At 65.4% G+C, this 19,380-nt stretch carries 18 protein-coding genes; 9 read left to right on the top strand and 9 right to left on the bottom strand.

Annotated elements, in window-relative coordinates; translation table 11 throughout:
• Positions 1 to 6: 6 nt before the first annotated feature.
• The gene (locus BACI348_RS20115) at positions 7 to 261 is read right to left on the bottom strand and encodes a hypothetical protein (RefSeq protein ID WP_159829522.1); all 255 of its coding nucleotides are present in this window, start codon (positions 259 to 261) and stop codon (positions 7 to 9) included.
• A 229-nt stretch (positions 262 to 490) separates the two neighbouring features.
• Between BACI348_RS20115 and BACI348_RS20110 the strand changes: the two genes are divergently transcribed.
• Positions 491 to 1,201 (top strand): TetR/AcrR family transcriptional regulator C-terminal domain-containing protein, encoded by a 711-nt coding sequence (locus BACI348_RS20110; protein WP_159829520.1) that lies wholly within the window; start codon positions 491 to 493, stop codon positions 1,199 to 1,201.
• A 174-nt stretch (positions 1,202 to 1,375) separates the two neighbouring features.
• Here BACI348_RS20110 and BACI348_RS20105 read toward each other — a convergent pair whose 3' ends face one another.
• Positions 1,376 to 2,305: an aminodeoxychorismate lyase gene (locus BACI348_RS20105; RefSeq protein ID WP_159829518.1), complete on the bottom strand. Its 930-nt coding sequence runs from the start codon at positions 2,303 to 2,305 to the stop codon at positions 1,376 to 1,378.
• A gap of 131 nt (positions 2,306 to 2,436) precedes the next feature.
• On the opposite strand from BACI348_RS20105, the gene cls reads away from it, so the two are divergent.
• Positions 2,437 to 3,876, top strand: a complete 1,440-nt coding sequence (gene cls, locus BACI348_RS20100) for a cardiolipin synthase (RefSeq protein WP_159830373.1) — start codon at positions 2,437 to 2,439, stop codon at positions 3,874 to 3,876.
• A 72-nt stretch (positions 3,877 to 3,948) separates the two neighbouring features.
• Here the strand turns inward: cls and pabB are convergent, their stop codons facing one another.
• The 6 genes from pabB to BACI348_RS20070 form a co-directional block, all read right to left on the bottom strand.
• Positions 3,949 to 6,036, bottom strand: coding sequence for an aminodeoxychorismate synthase component I (gene pabB / locus BACI348_RS20095; RefSeq protein ID WP_159829517.1), 2,088 nt, complete (start codon positions 6,034 to 6,036; stop codon positions 3,949 to 3,951).
• Between the two features lie 16 nt (positions 6,037 to 6,052).
• A complete protein-coding gene (ykgO, locus tag BACI348_RS20090) occupies positions 6,053 to 6,175 on the bottom strand; it encodes a type B 50S ribosomal protein L36 (protein ID WP_050053273.1) in 123 nt (40 codons plus the stop codon).
• Between the two features lie 297 nt (positions 6,176 to 6,472).
• Positions 6,473 to 7,024, bottom strand: a complete 552-nt coding sequence (locus tag BACI348_RS20085) for a low molecular weight protein-tyrosine-phosphatase (RefSeq protein ID WP_159829516.1) — start codon at positions 7,022 to 7,024, stop codon at positions 6,473 to 6,475.
• A gap of 129 nt (positions 7,025 to 7,153) precedes the next feature.
• Complete coding sequence (locus BACI348_RS20080; RefSeq protein WP_159829514.1) at positions 7,154 to 7,777, bottom strand: LysE family transporter; 624 nt, start codon at positions 7,775 to 7,777, stop codon at positions 7,154 to 7,156.
• 229 nt (positions 7,778 to 8,006) lie between these two features.
• Complete coding sequence (locus BACI348_RS20075; protein ID WP_159829512.1) at positions 8,007 to 8,825, bottom strand: methyltransferase domain-containing protein; 819 nt, start codon at positions 8,823 to 8,825, stop codon at positions 8,007 to 8,009.
• 71 nt (positions 8,826 to 8,896) lie between these two features.
• Positions 8,897 to 9,433, bottom strand: a complete 537-nt coding sequence (locus BACI348_RS20070; RefSeq protein WP_159829510.1) for a MarR family winged helix-turn-helix transcriptional regulator — start codon at positions 9,431 to 9,433, stop codon at positions 8,897 to 8,899.
• Between the two features lie 201 nt (positions 9,434 to 9,634).
• On the opposite strand from BACI348_RS20070, the gene BACI348_RS20065 reads away from it, so the two are divergent.
• Complete coding sequence (locus BACI348_RS20065; protein WP_159829508.1) at positions 9,635 to 11,833, top strand: MMPL family transporter; 2,199 nt, start codon at positions 9,635 to 9,637, stop codon at positions 11,831 to 11,833.
• A 3-nt stretch (positions 11,834 to 11,836) separates the two neighbouring features.
• Here BACI348_RS20065 and BACI348_RS20060 read toward each other — a convergent pair whose 3' ends face one another.
• Positions 11,837 to 12,766 carry an NAD-dependent epimerase/dehydratase family protein gene (locus BACI348_RS20060; RefSeq protein WP_159829506.1) on the bottom strand — a complete coding sequence of 310 codons (930 nt, stop codon included), beginning with the start codon at positions 12,764 to 12,766 and terminating at the stop codon, positions 11,837 to 11,839.
• A 287-nt stretch (positions 12,767 to 13,053) separates the two neighbouring features.
• Between BACI348_RS20060 and BACI348_RS20055 the strand changes: the two genes are divergently transcribed.
• The 6 genes from BACI348_RS20055 to urtA all read left to right on the top strand — a co-directional run bounded on the left by BACI348_RS20055 (position 13,054) and on the right by urtA (position 19,353).
• Positions 13,054 to 13,350, top strand: coding sequence for a hypothetical protein (locus BACI348_RS20055; protein ID WP_159829504.1), 297 nt, complete (start codon positions 13,054 to 13,056; stop codon positions 13,348 to 13,350).
• A gap of 250 nt (positions 13,351 to 13,600) precedes the next feature.
• On the top strand, positions 13,601 to 15,469 hold the full coding sequence (gene dnaK, locus BACI348_RS20050) for a molecular chaperone DnaK (protein ID WP_159829502.1): 1,869 nt from the start codon (positions 13,601 to 13,603) through the stop codon (positions 15,467 to 15,469).
• A gap of 3 nt (positions 15,470 to 15,472) precedes the next feature.
• Complete coding sequence (locus BACI348_RS20045) at positions 15,473 to 16,156, top strand: nucleotide exchange factor GrpE (protein ID WP_159829501.1); 684 nt, start codon at positions 15,473 to 15,475, stop codon at positions 16,154 to 16,156.
• Positions 16,157 to 16,346: 190 nt separating this feature from the next.
• The gene (locus BACI348_RS20040; RefSeq protein ID WP_201298466.1) at positions 16,347 to 17,318 is read left to right on the top strand and encodes a DnaJ C-terminal domain-containing protein; all 972 of its coding nucleotides are present in this window, start codon (positions 16,347 to 16,349) and stop codon (positions 17,316 to 17,318) included.
• 28 nt (positions 17,319 to 17,346) lie between these two features.
• On the top strand, positions 17,347 to 17,772 hold the full coding sequence (locus BACI348_RS20035; RefSeq protein ID WP_159830369.1) for a heat shock protein transcriptional repressor HspR: 426 nt from the start codon (positions 17,347 to 17,349) through the stop codon (positions 17,770 to 17,772).
• A 315-nt stretch (positions 17,773 to 18,087) separates the two neighbouring features.
• Entirely contained in the window at positions 18,088 to 19,353 is a 1,266-nt protein-coding gene (gene urtA, locus BACI348_RS20030; RefSeq protein ID WP_159829500.1) for an urea ABC transporter substrate-binding protein, read from the top strand.
• Positions 19,354 to 19,380 lie beyond the last annotated feature (27 nt).

Raw genomic sequence — 19,380 nt, 5'->3', positions numbered from 1 at the left:
GGGTGGCTATACGAGCCCTGGATAGCTTGTCAGGATGTAGTCGGCGGCGGCCGGGCCCTTCATGCGCAGGCCGTTGTGGCCCGCGGGGATGCGGTGCTTCATGGCTGCCCAGAATACGGACTCTTTGCCGGGTTTCAGCTGGTTGATGAAACACCAGCTTGTGTACAGCCCATACAGGCGGTCGTCGTCGAGACCCTGGTCTGAGGCCTTGTCGAAAAGGGTGGCTTCCTGGAGGAAAAGGTCGAACTGCGAATGCGCCATGACGGCTCTCCTTCGCTAAGTGCGTAAACGCCGCCGTGGGCTACAGCAGCAAGACTTCATTGCATGCACAGGGCAATGGAGGGTGATCGAGACCTTGGGAATCGATGGGGTGGAGAGAGGGGCTAATTCCCTGTCTACGATGTAGACTTTACCCGTAGACTACCCATCAAGCAAGCGTCTGGAGTAATCCCCCTCCAGCCTCCGCCCCCCGGTCAAGGACGTCAAAACCATGCCACCAGCCAAGCCCGCCATTCCCGGCGGGACAGCCCGGAAGGCGCGGCTTAGCCGTGACCTGGTAATAGCCCAAGCGCTCGAACTGGTGGATGCCGAAGGCCTGGACGCGCTGACCATGCGCCGTTTGGGCCAGGAATTGGGCCGGGACCCGATGAGTCTCTACCGGTATGCGGAGAACCGGGCTGCCCTGCTCGACGGGGTATCCGAGCTGGTCCTCAACCAGCTCGCCATCCATCCCGAAGACCCGGACTGGAAAGCCCAGCTGCGGCACATCGCCCACAACCTGCGGGAAATCGCGCTGCGGCACCCCAACGTGGTGCCGCTGCTGGTAACCAGGCCCCTCTCCACGCCGCTCGGGCTGCGCCCGCTGGGCACGTTGCGGCCCCTTGAGCAGATCCTTTCCCTGCTGATCCGGGCGGGGTTCGTGGCGGCGGACGCACTGCACGTTTACCGCGCCTACTACGGCTTCCTCTACGGCCACATCCTCAATGAGCTGCAGGAGTTCGTGGTGGACCCGGAGGAAAACGAGGCGCTGCTGCGGCTTGGCCTGCACCGGCTGCCGCCCAAGGAGTTTCCCCGGTTGAGGGCGCTGGCCCCGGACCTTGCCGAATACGACGGCTGGGCCGAACTCGACCAGGGGTTGACCATCCTGCTCTCAGGCCTCGAGGCGCAGCTTTCCGGCCAGCAGGCCACACCGTCCGCCTAGCTCGAAGTCACGCGATTGGACAGCAGACGGCTTGCTCGAACGAGGCGCCGCCGGTCCGTGGTCCTGCTGTTCCAGCCTCACCGTGCTTCCAGCCCATGAAACGAGGCCTGCCACCCGTTTTGGGCTAGTGCCGGCTGCGGCTGTCCGGGTCTGTCCCTGCTGTTGCAAGCGCGATTACTGAATGCCCGCGAACAGCTCGTTCAGTTCCGCGGTCAGCTCCTTCTGCACAGACGGTGTGCCGATTTCCTTGCCGTCGATCCGGTTCACCGGAGCCAGCATCCGCACGCTCGAAATCAGCCAGACAGCGTCGGCGTCCAGCAGGTCCTGCGGTTCCAACGGGCCGTAGCCCAGCTCCCAGCCGGCCGCCTTGGCGGCCGCGAACAGGGCACCCTGTGAGGTGCCCGGGAGGATGCCGCTGTCCAGCTGCGGTGTGATGAGGCGCTTAACTGTAGTGCCGTCGTCGGACGTTCCCACGTGTGCCATCAGCACGGTTGAGGTGGGGCCTTCAAGGACCCGGCCGTCGGTGGACGTGAAGATGACGTCGTCGGCGCCCTGCTTGTGGGCATAGCGGAGGGCGGCCATGTTGACGGCGTAGGAGAGGGTCTTCGCGCCGAGCAGCAACCAGGGGGCGCGCTCGGCGGCGTCGCTGTCGTAGCCGCGGTCCAGGAGGATGACGTCGATGCCGGTCTCGCGCTGGCGGCGTCCGGCAGCACCGACGGGGGACACCTGGACCCAGGACGTCGGGGCGGAGGCACCCTCCGGGCCGCGGGTCACCACCAGCTTGACCACCAGTTCGTCCTCGGCAGCAGACGCGGCCGGGTGCCCGGCACGGTGTGCGGACACGGCCGTGGTGACGGCGCGCCGCCACTCCGCCTCGCTGGGGATGGCCAGGTCCAGGGCCACTGCGGACCCGGCCAGCCGGTCCAGGTGCGCCTGGATCTTCCGGACGGTTCCCCCTGCGGCGAGCATGGTCTCGAAGATCCCATCGCCCCGGGTGGCGCCCTGGTCCGTCACCAGCAGCTGGGGCCGGGACGCATCGGCAAGCCGGCCGTCGGGGAAGGCGGGATCAAGGAAGACGAGAACCACGTTGGCTGGAGAGGTCATGGGTCCAGCTTAGTGCGGCGCCCCACGGATAAGCTGGGCGGAGTGCCCTGGCCGGAATCCGTCCGCCGGGAGCCCGTCTTCGGGGGTTTATTCACGTGTTGTGGCCATTTTCGCTTGCCGGCACCGCGCCAATGTGGGTGGTGGTGCTGCTCGGCGTCGCCGACCTGGTGATCAGGGTGCTTGCCCTGGGCATCATCCCCGGCAACCGCCGCCCCACTACGGCGATGGCATGGCTGCTGGGTATTTTCTTTGTCCCGTTCGTGGGCATCGCCCTGTTCCTGCTGTTCGGCAACTTCAAGCTCTCCAGCCGGCGCCGGGAGCAGCAGCAGCTGGTCAACGAGAGGGTGCGCGCCGGGATCACCTCACTGGCCGACGTCGAAAGTGACTACCCGGGCCCCGAATGGGTGCGGTCCGCGGCGGAGCTCAACCGCCGGCTCGGGTCGCTGCCCATGGTGGACGGCAACTCCGTGGACCTCATCCCCGGGTATCCGGACTCGATCCTTGAAATGACCAAGGCCGTGCGGAACGCGAAAAAGTTCGTTAATGCCGAGTTCTACATCATGAGCACGGACCACATCACCGATGACCTGATGACCGCGCTGGAGGAAGCCGCCGAGCGGGGCGTGGAAGTGCGTGTCCTCTTCGACCACATCGGCACCCTCCGCGTGAAGGGCTACCGGAACCTGCTCAAGCGGCTGCGGGCCGGCAAGATCCAGTGGAAGCGTATGCTGCCGCTCCTGCCCATTCACGGGCAGTGGCGCCGGCCGGACCTGCGAAACCACCGCAAGATCATGGTGATCGACGGCGAAATCGCCTTCACCGGCTCGCAGAACCTGATCGAGCCTTCCTACAACAACCCCCGCCACCGCAAGGCCGGCCGCGAATGGGTGGAGCTGATGGCCTGCCTGCGCGGGCCCATCGTCACCACCCTGAACGTTGTTTTCGCCACCGACTGGCTCAGCGAAACCGACGAGTCCCTGGACCACCAACTGGTCCTGCCCTCCAATCCGCACCCCGGTAACGTCACGGCGCAGGTGGTGCCCAGCGGGCCGGGATTCATCACCGAGAACAACCTGCGGCTCTTCAACACCCTGATCTACTCGGCGCAGCACCGGATTTCCATCTGCAGCCCGTACTTCGTGCCGGATGATTCCCTCCTCTACGCCATCACCACGGCCGCGCAGCGGGGCGTGGACGTGGAACTGTTCGTCTCGGAGAAGGGCGACCAGTTCCTGGTCCATCACGCGCAAAGCTCCTACTACGAGGCGTTGCTGGAGGCCGGCGTCCGGATCTACCTCTACAAGGCCCCCTTTGTGCTGCACGCGAAGCACTTCACCATCGACGACGAAGTGGCGGTCCTGGGCTCCAGCAACATGGACATGCGCTCGTTCTCGCTCAACCTGGAGGTATCCGTGATGCTGCTGGGCGCGGACATCGTCACCAAGATGCGGGCCGTGGAGGACACCTACCGGGACATCTCGCATGAGCTCAAGCTGGCCGACTGGCTCAAGCGGCCCCTCGCCACCCGGTACGTGGACAACGTGGCGCGGCTGACGGCGACCGTCCAGTAAGGAGTTTTTGTCCACATGTGCCGACTTCGGAGGCCTCCAAGCCTGCATATCTGGACGAAAACTCTAAGGGTTTCAGGCGTCGGGGAAGTGGGCGCCCAATGTTGAGAGGACGCCGAAGGCCTTGGTGCGGATCTCTTCGTATTCCTCGTCCTGGACTGAATCGGCCGTGATCGCACCGCCGACGCCGAGGGTCAGTTCCGCTGTTCCGTCCCCGCCGGCGTTGATCACCAGGGTGCGGATGGCCACGGCGAGGTCCGTGGCGCCGTTCAGCGAGAAATAGCCGATGGCTCCGGAGTACAGCCCCCGAGCGTCGCCTTCCAGCCGGTCCAGGATGGCCATTGTGCTGATCTTTGGCGCGCCCGTCATGGAGCCGGCCGGGAAACAGGCCGCCACGGCCTCGGCCCGCGACGAGCCGCGCTGCAGTTGGGCGTCGATGGTGCTGACCATCTGGTGGACGGTGGCGTAGCTTTCGACGGCGCAGAGCCTGCTCACCGTCACGGAGCCGGGAATGGCGAAGTGGCTGAGGTCGTTCCGCAGCAGGTCCACGATCATGATGTTCTCGGCGCGGTCCTTCAGCGACGTTGCCAGGTCCTCGCGCAGTGCGGCGTCTTCTGCAGGATCGGAGGCACGGCGGCGTGTTCCCTTGATGGGCTCGGCGCGCATGCCGCCGTCGGAAGCGATCTTCAGGAAACGCTCGGGCGAGGTGCTGGCCACGGCAAGGCCGTCGAACCGGAGATAGCTGGCAAAGGGTGCCGGATTTTTGCGGCGCAGGGCAAGGTACGTCCGCCAGGGATCGAGTGCGGCTGCCGGAATCCGGGCTGAGAGTGTGGTGGTCAGGCAGACCTCGTAGGTGTTCCCCTCGGCGATTTCGTGCTGCGAGGCAGCGATTTTCTCCCGGTACGCCGCACTGGTATCGCGGCTTCGGAACGATGGGGCTTCCGGAAGTACGACGCCGTTGCTGCCGCCGGCTTGGGTTGCCTGGCCCTCTCCGGCGGCAGGTTCGAAGGCTGCTTCGACGGCGGTGCGGGCCTGGTTCAGCCAGTTCCCGGCGTCGGGGGCGTCCAGTGCCAGGAGCCACACTGTGCCTTCGGCATGGTCCAGGACCACGGCCCTGGCGGCGAAGATCAGGGCGGCATCAGGGGTGGGGGCGGATTGGTCGGTTCCGCCTGTTTCCCGCTTGAGTTCGTAGCCGAGGCATCCCAGCCAACCCAGCGCGAATTCGCCCGGATAGCCGTCCGGGGTATCCACCGCCGCGTCGCCCCAGACTGTGTCCAGCCAGCGGAAGAACGAGCCATCCACGGTGGCTGTTGCGGAGCGCGCCCGGATCCTGCTGTGGCCGGAACGGTGCGTCACGGATTGGCCCAGCAGCCCGCCGTCGTCGGCCATGATGCTGAAGCGGCTGCGTTCCGCGGCCACTGCCCCGGCCTGGTCCGCGGCGCTTTGTCCTGCGGAACCTGCGTTGGATGAGTCGAGCCAGACGGCGTTGGGTGAGGCACCGTAGAGGGATTGGAAGAGCGCAGGCGCGTCGGGGCGGAGGTCAAGGCGCTCGGTCCGGAGGCTCAGGCCGCGGCGGGCCGTGAGTTTGGGGGACAGCGTTGTTGCCAGCGCGGGAAGGTGCGGCAGGAGTTGCAGCACGTCAGCAGGGGCTGACCCGTCTGCGCGGTTGAGCACGCGCAGGTCGGCGTGCCGCGGGACGTCGTCGGCGTTCAGCCAGTCGTCTTCCTGCGCCGCCCACTGGTCCCAGTAGGGTTCGTAGGTTCCGCCGTCGCGGTCCAGCGCGCGGGTGCGGCGGATGTCATCGGGGGAGTCCGCCCAGACCACGGCACTCAGCAGGGGCCTGGCCGCGGCGGCAGCGGCCCCCACACCCTCCACGATCACAATGTCGGCGGGCAGCGTGACTCGGGAGCCGCCATCGTAATGTTTCTCCCAGTCCCAGCTGGTCCACGTGGCGGCCTCCCCACGGCTCAGGGGGTCCAGAACCGTGGCGACGTAGCGGTCGATGCCCGCCATCAGGCCGTTCCAGCCGGGATAGATGTCCTCAAGGTGGAACAGTGAAACCTTGTGATGGGCCCGCAGCCGTGCCGCCAGTTCGACCGCGAGGGTGGTCTTTCCTGCACCCGACCGCCCGTCAATGGCAATGATGACGGGGGCTGGGCTCATGGATTAGAGCGTACCGTCATCCCTGCCGGGCTTTCATCCGCGGATTCTTTTTGTTGATCACAAACGTCTTTCCGCGCCGCCGGACGATTTGCGCGCCCGGGATTTTCTTCAGTGCGCGGAGTGAGTTCCGAACCTTCATGTTGTGCTCCTTGATGGGGGTGTGGTTGGTGGATTTGTGGTCCGGCAGAGGTGGCTGCCCGGGCGGTGTCCCGGCATCCCGGGGTGGGCGGCGGAAAGGCCTTCGCACGCCCGATTGCGGCAGAGTGCGTCCAGGGAACTGACGACAATGAGGTTCATGCCGTCCAGCTTAGTTGAGAATCATTCTCAATTATAACTGGAGATTAATCTGCGGCGTTCCGGTACCGGGGTTCTCCTGCCCGGGCACTGTCTCTCCGGCCCGCCCTGCCCGGCTACTCAGCTGGGGCCCGGCCCCGGGTCAGCCGGCCCGCAGGCGGGCCGCATGCCGGAGATGCGTGTTTTTTAGGATGGCCTCTTTGAGGTAGTCCAAGAGTCCGGGCAGCGCGCCGTGGACCTGATGCCAGACGGCATCGAAGTCGGACTGCCCGCCGTACCAGGGATCCTCTATGCCCTGGTCCAGCAGATCTTTGTCCGCAAGCCGTGGATCAAAGCTGCGCAGCATGCGGATCTTGTTCCTGGATTCCTGGTCGGGCGCCCCCTGGCTCAGCCAGGCGTAGTGGTCGATGTCGAGCGCAAGGATCAGGTCGCGCTCGTGGAACCAGGCGTACTCCCACTCCCGGGCAATGTGCTTGTCCGCAGCAAGCTGCGTGGCGCCCAGCCGCCGGGCCGCCCTCGGGTCTATGGGCCGGCCCGCTTCGTAGCCCGTGGTGCCCGCCGAATCAACAGCCACCAGGCCGTCCAGCCCCTCCCGTTTCAACGCCTCGGCGAGCATCAGCTCGGCCATGGGGGACCGGCAGATGTTTCCGGTGCAGACGGCGATGACGCGGTATGGGCTCGACGCTGAGTTCATAAGGCTAAGCATGCGCGCCCATCAACGCTGTTGGCTAGGGCGCGGTTCACAAAAGTTGACTCGGCTGTAAAGAAGTTTTTAGTTTTCGTCACACTGCGTTAGTGAGTGTGAGCAAGGATGTGCCGGTACTCAGTGGAGGACAGCCAGCACGATACCCACCGCTACAAACAGCACACCGAATGCCCGGTTGAGGACCAGTTGGCCGCGGGCGTTCCGGGTGAACCGCTCAAAGGACCTGGCGGCGGCTGCGAAGAAGAACCACATCACCAGGATATCGATGGCCACGATCGTTGCGGTCAGTACTGCGTACTGGGTTAGGAGGGGTTGCCCGGGCCGGATGAACTGGGGCATGAACGCGAGGAAAAAGATAATGGCCTTCGGGTTCAGCAGGTTTACCCAGAAGCCGCGCCGGAAGATGGACCAGGCAGGCTCGTTCCGGAGGCCGGCGATTCTCTCCTGTTCAACGTCGGGCTTGGCGAGGAATTGCCTGATGCCCAGATATACGAGGTAGGCAGCGCCTGAGTAACGGATGATGTTGAAGGCGATGGGCGAACTGGCCACCAGGACCCCTACGCCAAGGGCCACGATCACTACGTGGATGACCAGTGCGGCCTGTTGGCCCAGAATTCCCCACATCGAGCGCCGGAATCCGGCGTTGAGCGAGTTGCTCATGGTGTTGATGGCACCTGCTCCGGGTGTGAAGCTGATCAGTACGCCGGCGCCCGCCAGGGCGAGCCAAAGGGAGAATTGCACCAACCAAGTTTAGTGTTGTTCCTGCCAGAGGATTGCCACCGGTCCGAGGGCTTGCGGTCCTCATCTGCCGTAACCAGCGTCAGCCCCTCAACCATGGCCTGTAAGGCCCGGCCCCGTATGCATTGTCAGCGTAGTAGCTCATGTTCCGACGGCATTCGCCGGGGGCGGGCTCGGGCAGTCCGGACTCCGCTATAGGGAGATCTGCACGTCGTTCGCCTGTGGCAGGGCGCTACGCCCGCGCGATGACCTCACCGTTGGGGATCAGGAACCAGCCGTCGTCGGTGGAACCCCAGCGGTGCCAGCCGGCGGAAATCCTGGCCAGGTCCGCGGGGTTGGCGAAGCCGTACTCCAGGGCCTGCTCGGCAAACGCTGAGTGGAGCACGCGTTCGCCCCACACCCGCGCCTGCCAGCGTCGCTGCTGACCCGTGGCGTAAAGCCAGTTGCTGCTGGTGGGCGCCACATCGGTGAAACCCGCTGACTGCGCCCAGCTCACGAGCCGCCGCCCGGCGTCGGGCTCTGCTCCGTTCCTGCGCGCAATGCGCTGGTACAGCTCCATCCACTCGTCCAGCTCCGGGATGGCGGGGTACCAGCTCATGCCGTGGAAGTCGGCGTCGCGTACAGCGACAATGCCGCCGGGCTTCGCAACCCGGCGCATCTCCCGCAGCGCCTCCACGGGGTCGGTCAGGTGCTGCAGCACCTGGTGGGCATGGACGACGTCGAACGTTTCGTCCTCGAAGTCCAGATCGTAGATGTTGCCGGCAACGAATTCGACGTTGGACACTTCCCGTTCGACGGCCAGGGCCGTGGCCTGGGCAATGATGTCGGGCGAGCGGTCCAGGCCGGTAACCTTGCCGGGGCTGACCAGCTCGGCGAAATCGCAGGTGATGCTGCCCGGGCCGCAGCCGACGTCGAGCAGTGCTGTTCCGGGCGTGAGGTGCGGCAGGACAAAGGCGGCCGAGTTCTCGGCGGTCCTGGCGGCATGGGCGCGGACCACGGACTCGTGGTGGCCGTGCGTGTAAACGTCGTCTTCGGGCTGCTGCGCACTCATAAGGAAACGCTACCCCCAACCAGGTGGCGGGAAGCGCTGTTTTGGCGGGTCAAAACGAGACTTCGCGCGACTTAGTCGGGCGGGATGGGGGACTCGGCTGCACCGGAGGATTCTTCCCGCGCCGTCACCGTGGCCTCCACCATCGCTGCCATAAACCTGGTGACCGTTTCAAGTTCCCCGGGCGAGAAGCCGGCCATCGCGCTGCCCATCCGGCGGGAGAGGGGCGCGAAGATGGCGCCGCCCTCCTCAAAGGCCTTGGGCGTCATCCGGAGGTGGACCTGCCGGCGGTCGGGGCTGTCGCGCTCCCGAACCACGTGTCCGGAGCTGTCCAGCCTGTCAATCAAGGCGGTGGTGGCGGGGGAGCTCAGGTTCAGTTCCTTCCGCAGCAGCCCGGGGGTGACCGCGACCCCGTTCGCCGTGTGGCGCATAATGACGGCCAGCGCGTTGAGGTCTGTCCGGTGCATGTCCTTGCGCCCGCCGGCCGCATCCACGTAGCGGTTGGCCTCCAGCGTGAATTCCTGCAGGAGGCGTATCAGCGCATGGGGGCCTCCGCCTTGGGGCGGGCCCTGCTGCGGCCCCGGCGCGGCGGGAGTCCTGTTGCCTGCCACGTCCACCTCCCGAATTCCTGCCCGGCCATCCACGGCCTGATACAGGGCGCTGCTGCCCCGGCCGTACTGACGGATATTACTTCAGCTGGGCGGGACCCCCGGCATCGGTCAGAAGAAAGCAACGGCCGGCCATTATTTATCTCCATGATCGAGATACTCTATTATGGAAGCAATTCTACTCCCACGGTTCCGGAAGGCATCATGAAATCCCATTCCCATGCCAAGGGGCGTGCCCCCTTTTGGCTGCGCTGGCTGGTTCCACTCCTCCTCGTGCTGACCTGGCTGGCGCTCGCAGGTGTTGGCGGCCCCACGTTCGGGCGGCTGGACGAGGTCTCATCGAATGACCAGGCATCGTTCCTGCCGGCCAGTGCCGAAGCCACGGCGGCCCAGGACTGGCAATCGAAGTTCCGGGATTCAGACGAAGTGCCCGGCGTCATCGTCCTCGAAAGCGACCAGGCCCTGAGCCGCGCGCAGCTGGGTGAAGCAGCGACCCTCCGCACGGAACTGGAGGAGCTGCAGGTGGGCAGCGCAGTGATCGGGCCCATCCCGTCCGAGGACGGCAGGGCGGTGCAGTTCATCGTCCCCATCGACTCCTCCCAGGAAGTGAAGGAAGTGGTCCAGGATCTGAGGGACACGGTTGCCGAGTCGGCCCCGGAGGGCATCAGAACCTACGTCACCGGTCCCGCCGGGTTGGCGGCCGACCTGACGGCGGCGTTCGCCGGTATCGACGGCATCCTCCTGCTGGTGGCGCTGGGGGCTGTATTTGTGATCCTGCTGGTTGTCTACCGCTCGCTCCTGCTGCCCATTGTGGTGCTGCTGACATCCGTCTTCGCTCTGTGCGCCGCCATCCTGCTGGTTTTCGGCATGGCCAAGGCTGGATGGATCCAACTCAACGGGCAGAGCCAGGGCATCCTGTCGATTCTGGTGATCGGTGCGGCAACGGACTACGCCCTGCTGTTTGTGGCGAGGTTCCGGGAGGCCCTGACTCATACCACCAACCGCACCGCCGCCGTGCTGACCGCCTGGAAGGCCTCCTTCGAGCCCATCCTGGCGTCTGGCGCCACCGTGATCATCGCGCTCCTGTGCCTGCTCTTCTCGGATCTGAATTCCAACAAGGCGCTGGGCCCCGTGGCTGCGGCTGGCATCCTCTGCGCGCTGTTCGCTGCGCTGACCCTGCTGCCGGCCCTGATGGCGCTGTTTGGCCGGGCGGCGTTTTGGCCCTTCCGGCCCAAGCTCGTCCCGGCGGACCAGCGTGAGCCGGAGCTGGTCAGTGGACTGGAGGGCCAGAAAGGCCTGTGGCGCGCCACCGGCTCCCTGGTTTCGCGGCGGCCGCGGACGGTCTGGGTGGCCTCGGTCCTGCTGCTGGTGGTCGCCGCCGGCGGCGTGCTGCAGCTGAAGGCCAACGGCGTCCCGCAGACGGACGTCATCCTCTCCGCCTCCAATGCCGTGGACGGCCAGGACGCGCTGGCGCGCCATTTCGACGCCGGCAGCGGCAGCCCCGCCGTCGTGGTTGCGGACCAGGGCAAGGCGCAGGAGGTGCTGGATGCGGTGAAGGCGTCCGACGGCGTGGGCGAGGCTTACCTGCTGGCCCAGGGGTCCGTGCCCATCACCGGGGCCCCCGGGGCTCCCAGCGCCCCCGATGTCCGTGAAGGGAAGGTGCTGATCAACGCCACCCTCAACAACGCCGCGGATTCGCTTGAGGCCGAGGAGACCGTCAAGGCCCTTCGCACGGGAGTGAGAGGTGTGGACCCGGGCGCCCTGGTGGGCGGCGTCACTGCCACGGCACTAGACACGAACACCACCGCGCAGCATGACCTGATGGTCATCATCCCCGTGGTCCTGGGTGTGATCCTCCTTATCCTGATGCTCCTGCTGCGCTCCATCGTGGCGCCGGTGCTGCTGGTCCTTTCGGTGGTGCTCTCCTACGCCGCGGCCATGGGCGTCTCCGCGTTCGTTTTCAACAACATCCTGGGCTTCCCGGGCGCTGATGCCACCGTTCCGCTGTTCGGCTTTGTGTTCCTGGTGGCGCTCGGCGTGGATTACAACATCTTCCTGATGAGCCGGGTCCGCGAGGAATCGCTGAAGCACGGCACCCGGCCCGGCATCCTGCGGGGGCTGGGCGTGACCGGCGGCGTGATCACGTCCGCCGGCGTAGTCCTGGCCGCCACGTTCGCCGCGCTGGGGGTTATTCCGATCATGTTCCTGGTGCAGCTGGCGTTCATTGTGGCCTTCGGCGTGCTGCTGGATACCGTCCTGGTGCGGTCGCTGCTGGTGCCTGCCCTGGCCTACGATATTGGGCCGCGCATCTGGTGGCCGGGCAGGCCCGGGCGGCCTGCACTGGACGCAGCCGTGCAGCGCGGTGCCGGAATGGAACCCCTCGAAGAGGTGGCCACCCGCTAGCCGTCACTCCTGCTGCCGCCACCACTCAACGGTGGCGGCCGCAGCTGCGGGCAGGGGCGTGGGGCTGATGCCAAGGGTTGCCTCCGAGAGCGCTGAGGCCATCACGAACGGCTTCTCAAACTGGTAGAGCGTCTCGGCGAGCTCGCGGGCGTCGGTGTAAAAGATTCCTGCGGCCCTGAGCACCCAACCCGGCAGGACCCGCACCTTTGGAGCCTTCCTGCCGGCGGCGGCGGCAAAGGCTGACACGAGTTCCTGCTGCGTGAGCGCAGGGCCGGTGGGGGCATGCCACACCTTGTTCCAGGCGGACGGAGTTTCCGCCGCCACAATCATGGCCGCCGCGAGGTCCGGAACGTAGGTGAAGGAGTGCGGCAGCGTGGCACTGCCCACCACGGCGAGGTTCGTGCCGGCCAGGATCGCGGGAACCATGCGTTCACCAGCATGTGCCAGCCGGACCCTGGGGCCGAAGAAATCGCCGGCCACCACGCTGACGCACGGGGTCTTGGCTGCTGCCCGCGCGCGCAGGAGTTCGGTCCGGACTCCGCGCTTGCCGCCTGTTGCTGCCCGGGGACTGCTTTCCGTCATAACGCGGTGGGGCTCGCTGTAGGAGTAGAGGCTTTCAGGAAATACGACGACGGCGCCGGCCTCCTGGGCTGCCTTCAGCACCGCCTGCTCCGCGGCAGGCAGTTCGGACTCCCACGTTGCGGCCGTGTAGGTGGAGCCGTGGATGCAGTGGAAGACCGCGCTGGCGCCCGCGAACACTGCGTGCAGCTGGGATGGATCCTTCGCGTCACCTGTAATGCGTTCCACCAGCGGCTGCGTGGGTCCGCTGCCGGAACGGGTCAGGATGCGGACCCTGTGGCCAGCGGCCGCCAGCTGCTCGGCGATGGTCCAGCCCACGGGTCCTGCTCCGGTCACCACGTACGTTGTTGACAATTTTTCCTCCGGGATTTCGCCATGTCGAGACCAGTGCTCTCGAGATCAGGATGGGGCATGTCGGCGGTGCTGGTTGGGCCGTGAGTTTCGAGGTCTTCAACCAGTATGGGCCGGATACCTTCTCCGCCCCGGCGGAGCTTTTTGACCACCACCTCCGGGTCCGGGCCGGGATGCCGGGATGGCCGCGCTGTCCGAAGAGGCCGGTGTGGGCCCTGTTGGCGGAAGTTCCCGCTGATTAGACTGCAAGTGCGCCCGGATGGACGCGGAACTCAAAGGAGAGATGCACCATGACTGAGACCCCGGAAACCCCTGGCGAGGAGGCCCGCAGGGGGAGCACTGCCCCCGGACTGGAAGGCGAGGGCGGGCAGTATGTGGACGGTGACTACGGTGATGCCGGAAGCGTGGGGGAGCCTGTTGAAAATCTCGAAGACGGCGAATATCCCGACGGGGACTATGGCGACGCCGGTACCGCCGGGACGGCGCGCGAGTCGGATGCCGTCCGCGAGCGGCTCACGGACGGGCAGGTAAACACCACAGCAGAGGAACGCGGTCCGCTGCACGGCGACACCGACACCGAGAGATAGCAGCGACAGGCACCCCTCGAAAAAGCAGCCCGACAGGCGGTTCTCCAACAGCGAAACGGAGGGCCGCCGTCGGACGTTAACCCCGGAAATGCAAGGGACTCGCCGAAGGTTCCTATTTATACCGAGGCGAAAGTTGAGCGTATCTCGCTCAACTTTCAATTGACATCGTCGGTGCCCTGAGTAAGGTTGAGTGCAGAACGCTCAATCATCAGGGCGCCAGCAAGTTTCCAAGGAAAGAAGGAAGCAACACATGTCACGTGCAGTAGGTATTGACCTCGGAACCACCAACTCCGTCGTCTCCGTTCTCGAAGGTGGCGAGCCCACCGTTATTGCCAACGCCGAGGGTGGCCGCACCACGCCGTCGGTCGTTGCATTCTCCAAGTCCGGCGAGGTCCTGGTAGGCGAGATCGCCAAGCGCCAGGCCGTCAACAACATTGACCGCACCATCGCATCCGTCAAGCGCCACATGGGCACCGACTGGAAGGTGGACATCGATGGCAAGAAGTACACCCCGCAGGAAATCTCCGCGCGTATCCTCATGAAGCTGAAGAACGACGCCGAGTCCTACCTGGGCGAAAAGGTCACCGACGCTGTGATCACCGTGCCCGCGTACTTCAACGACGCCGAGCGCCAGGCCACCAAGGAAGCCGGCGAAATCGCAGGCCTGAACGTCCTGCGCATCGTCAACGAGCCCACCGCCGCAGCACTCGCCTACGGCCTGGACAAGGGCAAGGAAGACGAACTCATCCTGGTCTTCGACCTCGGTGGCGGTACCTTCGACGTCTCCCTGCTGGAAGTCGGCAAGGACGAAGACAACTTCTCCACCATCCAGGTCCGCGCCACTGCCGGTGACAACCGCCTGGGCGGCGACGACTGGGACCAGCGCGTTGTTGACTACCTGCTGAACCAGCTCAAGGTCAAGGGCATCGACCTGTCCAAGGACAAGATCGCCCTGCAGCGCCTCCGCGAAGCAGCCGAGCAGGCCAAGAAGGAGCTCTCCTCCTCCACCAGCACCAACGTCTCCCTCCAGTACCTGTCCGTTACCCCCGACGGCCCGGTCCACCTGGATGAGCAGCTGACCCGCGCCAAGTTCCAGGACCTCACCAAGGACCTGCTGGAGCGCACCAAGAAGCCGTTCCACGATGTGATCAAGGAAGCCGGCATCAAGCTCTCCGACATCAACCACATCGTCCTCGTGGGTGGTTCCACCCGTATGCCCGCCGTCTCCGAGCTGGTCAAGGAACTGGCCGGCGGCAAGGAGCCGAACAAGGGCGTGAACCCGGATGAGGTTGTGGCCGTTGGTGCAGCCCTGCAGGCCGGTGTTCTGAAGGGTGAGCGCAAGGACGTCCTGCTGATCGACGTCACCCCGCTGTCCCTCGGCATCGAAACCAAGGGTGGCGTGATGACGCACCTGATCGAGCGCAACACCGCCATCCCCACCAAGCGGTCCGAGACCTTCACCACCGCGGACGACAACCAGCCGTCCGTGGCCATCCAGGTCTTCCAGGGCGAACGCGAGTTCACCCGTGACAACAAGCCGCTGGGCACGTTCGAGCTGACCGGCATCGCGCCTGCTCCGCGCGGCGTCCCCCAGGTTGAGGTCACCTTCGACATCGACGCCAACGGCATCGTGCACGTCTCCGCGAAGGACAAGGGCACCGGCAAGGAACAGTCCATGACCATCACCGGCGGCACCGCACTCTCCAAGGAAGACATCGACCGCATGGTCCGTGACGCCGAGGAGCACGCAGCCGAGGACAAGGCCCGCCGCGAGGCAACCGACACCCGCAACTCCGCCGAGCAGCTCGCCTACTCCGTGGACAAGCTCATCGCCGACAACGCCGACAAGCTGCCTGAAGAGGTCAAGACCGAGGTCCAGGCCGACGTCGACGACCTCAAGAAGGCCCTCGAAGGCACTGACGACGCCGCGGTGAAGGCCGCCTTCGAGAAGCTGCAGGCTGCCCAGGGCAAGCTGGGCGAGGCCATCTACGCCCAGGCCGGTTCCCCCGACGGCGCAACCGGTGCCGCAGGTGCTGAAGGTGCCCCCGCCGGTGACAAGGCTGCTGACGAGGACATCGTCGACGCCGAGATCATCGACGAAGACGAAGCGAAGAAGTAACCAATGCCGCATCACGGTAACGAGGAAGAGCACAACTCATCCGCGAACCAGGAGCAGCAGGGCGGCCACCAGGAACCGGTCATCCGGGACAACCGCAAGGTTGACCCGGTGACCGGCCAGGCCCGGCACCCCGAGGGCGACCAGTCCGTTCCGGGTGACCCCTCCCAGGATTCCGACGGCGACGCACTGGCCCAGGCTGAGGAGATCCTCAACGGCGTCGAGGTGCCGGCAGAGGAGTCCGTGGCCCAGGGGGTTCCGGCGGGCGCAGGCAGTGCTGAGGCGGCCGAGCTGAAGAACGACCTCCTCCGCCTGCAGGCCGAGTACGTCAACTACCGCAAGCGTGTTGAACGCGACCGGGCCGTGGCAGGGGAGATGGCCGTCATCGGCGTCCTGAACTCACTGCTTCCCGTCCTGGACGACGTCGACGCCGCCCGCCAGCACGGTGACCTCGCGGACGGACCCTTCGCCGCGATCGCCACCAAGCTGGAGAACGCGCTGAAGACCTACGGCCTGGTACGCATCGATGAGACCGGCGTGGAGTTCGATCCCACCATCCACGAGGCCCTTATCCAGCAGCCCGGCGAGGACATCGAGGTTGACACCGTCAGCCAGGTGCTCCGCTCCGGCTACAAATCAGGAGAACGCGTCCTCCGGGCCGCGCAAGTGATTGTGGCCGTCCCGGCGTAGTCACCGCTTAATCCGCGCCGAACGAATAAGGGGGCCCCGCCCCTACGCTGGGTGGCTAACGATCTGCGATCGTTAGCCACCCAGCTCCGGCAGGCCCGATGCCACTCCCGGGCCCCCTTATCCGTCCGTCGCTTGGCGGTAATCTCGCCTTTAACGCTTTTGTACTTTTGTACTTTGAAAGGAAACGCCATTGGCTAGCCAGGATTGGGTGGACAAGGACTTTTACAAGATCCTTGGTGTTGCCAAGGACGCTTCCGACGCCGATATCAAGAAGGCCTACCGGAAGCTTGCACGGCAGCACCACCCTGACACCAACTCGGGGGACACTGCTTCCGAAAAGAAGTTCAAGGACATCTCCGAGGCTTATTCAGTACTTTCCGATCCCGAAGAGCGCCAGCAGTACGACGCCATCCGGGCGATGGGCGGCGGTGCCCGGTTCGCCCCCGGTGGTGCCGGCGGCGGCAACGGCGGTTTCGAGGACCTGTTCGGTGGGCTCTTCACGGGCAACACCGGCAGGCACGCCGGCGGCTTCAACCCGTCCTCCGGCGGCATCCCGCCGGAGTTCGCCGACCTCTTTGGCGGCGGCTTCGGGCAGACCGGGTTCCAGCGGGCGCCCGCAAAGGGTGCAGACCGCACCGCGTCCACGAGCATTTCGTTTGCCGGGTCCATCCGCGGCACGACCATCGGCCTGCGCGAGCCCAGCGGCGAGGTCATCGACGTCCGCGTCCCCGCCGGTATCAAGGATGGCCAAAAAGTCCGCGTCCGCGGGAAGGGCCAGCCCGGCGCAGCCGGCAACGGCGACCTTGTGGTGAGCGTCGCGGTGCAGCCGCACGCCTTCTACACGCGCGACGGCGACAACTTGCGGATCCACGTTCCGGTCACTTTCCCGGAAGCTGCTTTGGGCGCCGACATCGAAGTGCCCACTATCGAGGGCGAAAAGGTGCGGGTGCGCGTTCCGGCCGGGACGCCGTCGGGCCGTACCCTGCGCGTGAAAGGCAAAGGCGTGAAGACGTCCAAGGGGACCGGCGACCTGCTGGTGACCATCGACGTCGCCGTTCCCAAGAACCTGAACAAGGAAGCCGAAGCTGCGGTCAAGGCGTTTGCCGAGGCCACGGCCGACGCCGATGTCCGTGAGGGCCTGGCTGCCAAGGCCCGGCTGTAGCAGCGGGGTGGCCGTGGACATCAACGCCATGAACATCAATTCGGACCAGCCGATCTTCGTGATTTCGGTGGCGGCTGAACTGGCGGACATGCACCCCCAGACGCTCCGGCAGTACGACCGGCTGGGCATCGTCTCACCCAGCCGGGCGCCGGGCAAGTCCCGCCGCTACTCACAGCGCGACGTCAACATGCTCCGGGAAGTGCAGCGGCTGTCCCAGGAAGGCGTCTCACTTGAAGGCATCAAACGGATCCTGGAGCTGGAGAACCAGGTGGCTGCGCTGCAGCGCCGGGTTTCCGAGCTGACCGAAGAGCTGGGCCGGCGGCCGCAGCCGCTTGATTCCCGCATCTTCGCCGCGGGTGCTGCGGGCGATGTGGTGAGCCTGGCGCGCGGCCAGCGTCCCCGGCCGAGGTCGCAGGCTGTGGTGCTGTGGCGGCCGCGGGCGATTGGCCAATAGGTAGCGTGTAGCCGCAGGCCAGCCCCTGGTTCCGGCAGGCCGCCCGCTATATGTCCGCGCAGCCGGCCCACGTTACGCAGCTCCACGTTTCCCCCAGGTTAACTTTCACGCGTTGTTTTCCCGCGGTTCCTTGCCTCTAAGAGGCGAACGCTTTGTCTGCCGGGCCCGAAAAGCTGCTCTGCGAAACGGTCCTGAAACCAACCGCGGCAGCCATCGAAACAATCCGCTCCTACATTCATCCCAAGGGGTCACTTCCCGTGACCCCGGAGGCGAGCTTCTGCCCCCGGGCATTGGCTGAGTGAGAAACAGGTGCACATGAGGGTTTCGGTTGATAAACGCGCTTTCCTTCCCCTGGCCGCGGCGGCCATGGCCGCAGTCCTGACAGGCTGCGGCAGCCAGATCACGGATCCAGCGTCCGCAGGGTCCACGGGCAGCACCCGCACTTCCTGTGTGGACACGTCGGGCAGCAACATCAAAGTCGGGTTCATCAACTCCTTGTCCGGAACGATGGCCATCAGCGAGAGCACTGTCTTCGACTCCCTGACCCTCGCGGCAGAGGAGATCAATGCTTCCGGCGGTGTCCTTGGCAAGCAGCTCCAGGTAGTCAGCGAGGACGGCGCCAGCGAACCAACTAAATTTGCCGAGCGCGCCGGGAAGCTGATCCAGCAGGATTGCACCGCAGCGGTGTTCGGTGGCTGGACCTCCTCGAGCCGCAAGGCAATGCTCCCCGTGTTCGAGGCCAATGATGCGCTGCTGTTCTATCCGGTGCAGTATGAGGGCCTGGAGTCGTCGAAGAACATCTTCTACACCGGCGCCACCACCAACCAGCAGATCATTCCAGCCCTGGATTACCTGGCCGAGCAGGGAACCAAGTCCCTTTTCCTGGTGGGCAGCGATTACGTTTTCCCGCGGACGGCCAACAAGATCATCCAGGCCTACGCCGCCGCCAAGGGCATCAAAATCCTGGGGGAAGAGTACACGCCGCTTGGCTCCACGGAATTCTCCACCATCGTCAATAAAGTGCGCGACTCCAAAGCCGATGCTGTGTTCAACACCCTCAACGGCGACAGCAACGTGGCCTTCTTCCGCCAGTACAAGAGCGTGGGCCTGACAGCGGACACCATGCCCGTTGTTTCGGTTTCCATCGCCGAGGAGGAAGTTCCCGGCGTCGGCCTGGACAACGTGGAGGGCCAACTTACCGCCTGGGACTACTACCAGACCCTGGATACCCCGGCCAACAAGAAATTTGTTGCAGCCTTCAAGGCGAAATTCGGTGCCGAGCGGGTAACCAGCGATCCCATGGAAGCCGCCTACACCTCGCTGTACCTGTGGAAGGCCATGGTGGAGAAGGCCGGCGCATTTGACGTCGACAAAGTGCAGGCCGCGGCGGACGGGGTGACCTTCGAAGCCCCCGAAGGCCTGGTGACGGTGGACGGGAAGAACAACCACATCACCAAGACCCCGCGCATCGGGAAGATCAACTCCCAGGGCCTCATCGACACCGTTTGGTCCTCGCCCGCGGCAGTTCAACCGGATCCGTTCCTGGCCACGTACGACTGGGCCAAGGACCTGGCCAAATAGCGGCTGCGGACACATCGAAGAAAGGCG

The organism is Arthrobacter sp. 9AX (assembly GCF_902506095.1).
Classification (GTDB): domain Bacteria; phylum Actinomycetota; class Actinomycetes; order Actinomycetales; family Micrococcaceae; genus Arthrobacter.
The sequence above is the reverse complement of the archived record's forward strand: the minus strand, read 5'-3'. Positions and strand labels throughout refer to the sequence as shown.

Excerpts from the sequence above, each read along its gene's own strand:
- urtA (WP_159829500.1), top strand. The coding sequence starts at position 18,088 with ATGAGGGTTTCGGTTGATAAACGCGCTTTCCTTCCCCTGGCCGCGGCG.
- BACI348_RS20075 (WP_159829512.1), bottom strand. The coding sequence starts at position 8,825 with ATGAGTGCGCAGCAGCCCGAAGACGACGTTTACACGCACGGCCACCAC.
- BACI348_RS20045 (WP_159829501.1), top strand. The coding sequence starts at position 15,473 with ATGCCGCATCACGGTAACGAGGAAGAGCACAACTCATCCGCGAACCAG.
- cls (WP_159830373.1), top strand. The coding sequence starts at position 2,437 with ATGTGGGTGGTGGTGCTGCTCGGCGTCGCCGACCTGGTGATCAGGGTG.
- BACI348_RS20110 (WP_159829520.1), top strand. The coding sequence starts at position 491 with ATGCCACCAGCCAAGCCCGCCATTCCCGGCGGGACAGCCCGGAAGGCG.
- BACI348_RS20115 (WP_159829522.1), bottom strand. The coding sequence starts at position 261 with ATGGCGCATTCGCAGTTCGACCTTTTCCTCCAGGAAGCCACCCTTTTC.
- BACI348_RS20105 (WP_159829518.1), bottom strand. The coding sequence starts at position 2,305 with ATGACCTCTCCAGCCAACGTGGTTCTCGTCTTCCTTGATCCCGCCTTC.
- pabB (WP_159829517.1), bottom strand. The coding sequence starts at position 6,036 with ATGAGCCCAGCCCCCGTCATCATTGCCATTGACGGGCGGTCGGGTGCA.
- ykgO (WP_050053273.1), bottom strand. The coding sequence starts at position 6,175 with ATGAAGGTTCGGAACTCACTCCGCGCACTGAAGAAAATCCCGGGCGCG.
- BACI348_RS20065 (WP_159829508.1), top strand. The coding sequence starts at position 9,635 with ATGAAATCCCATTCCCATGCCAAGGGGCGTGCCCCCTTTTGGCTGCGC.
- dnaK (WP_159829502.1), top strand. The coding sequence starts at position 13,601 with ATGTCACGTGCAGTAGGTATTGACCTCGGAACCACCAACTCCGTCGTC.
- BACI348_RS20085 (WP_159829516.1), bottom strand. The coding sequence starts at position 7,024 with ATGAACTCAGCGTCGAGCCCATACCGCGTCATCGCCGTCTGCACCGGA.
- BACI348_RS20035 (WP_159830369.1), top strand. The coding sequence starts at position 17,347 with ATGAACATCAATTCGGACCAGCCGATCTTCGTGATTTCGGTGGCGGCT.
- BACI348_RS20055 (WP_159829504.1), top strand. The coding sequence starts at position 13,054 with ATGACTGAGACCCCGGAAACCCCTGGCGAGGAGGCCCGCAGGGGGAGC.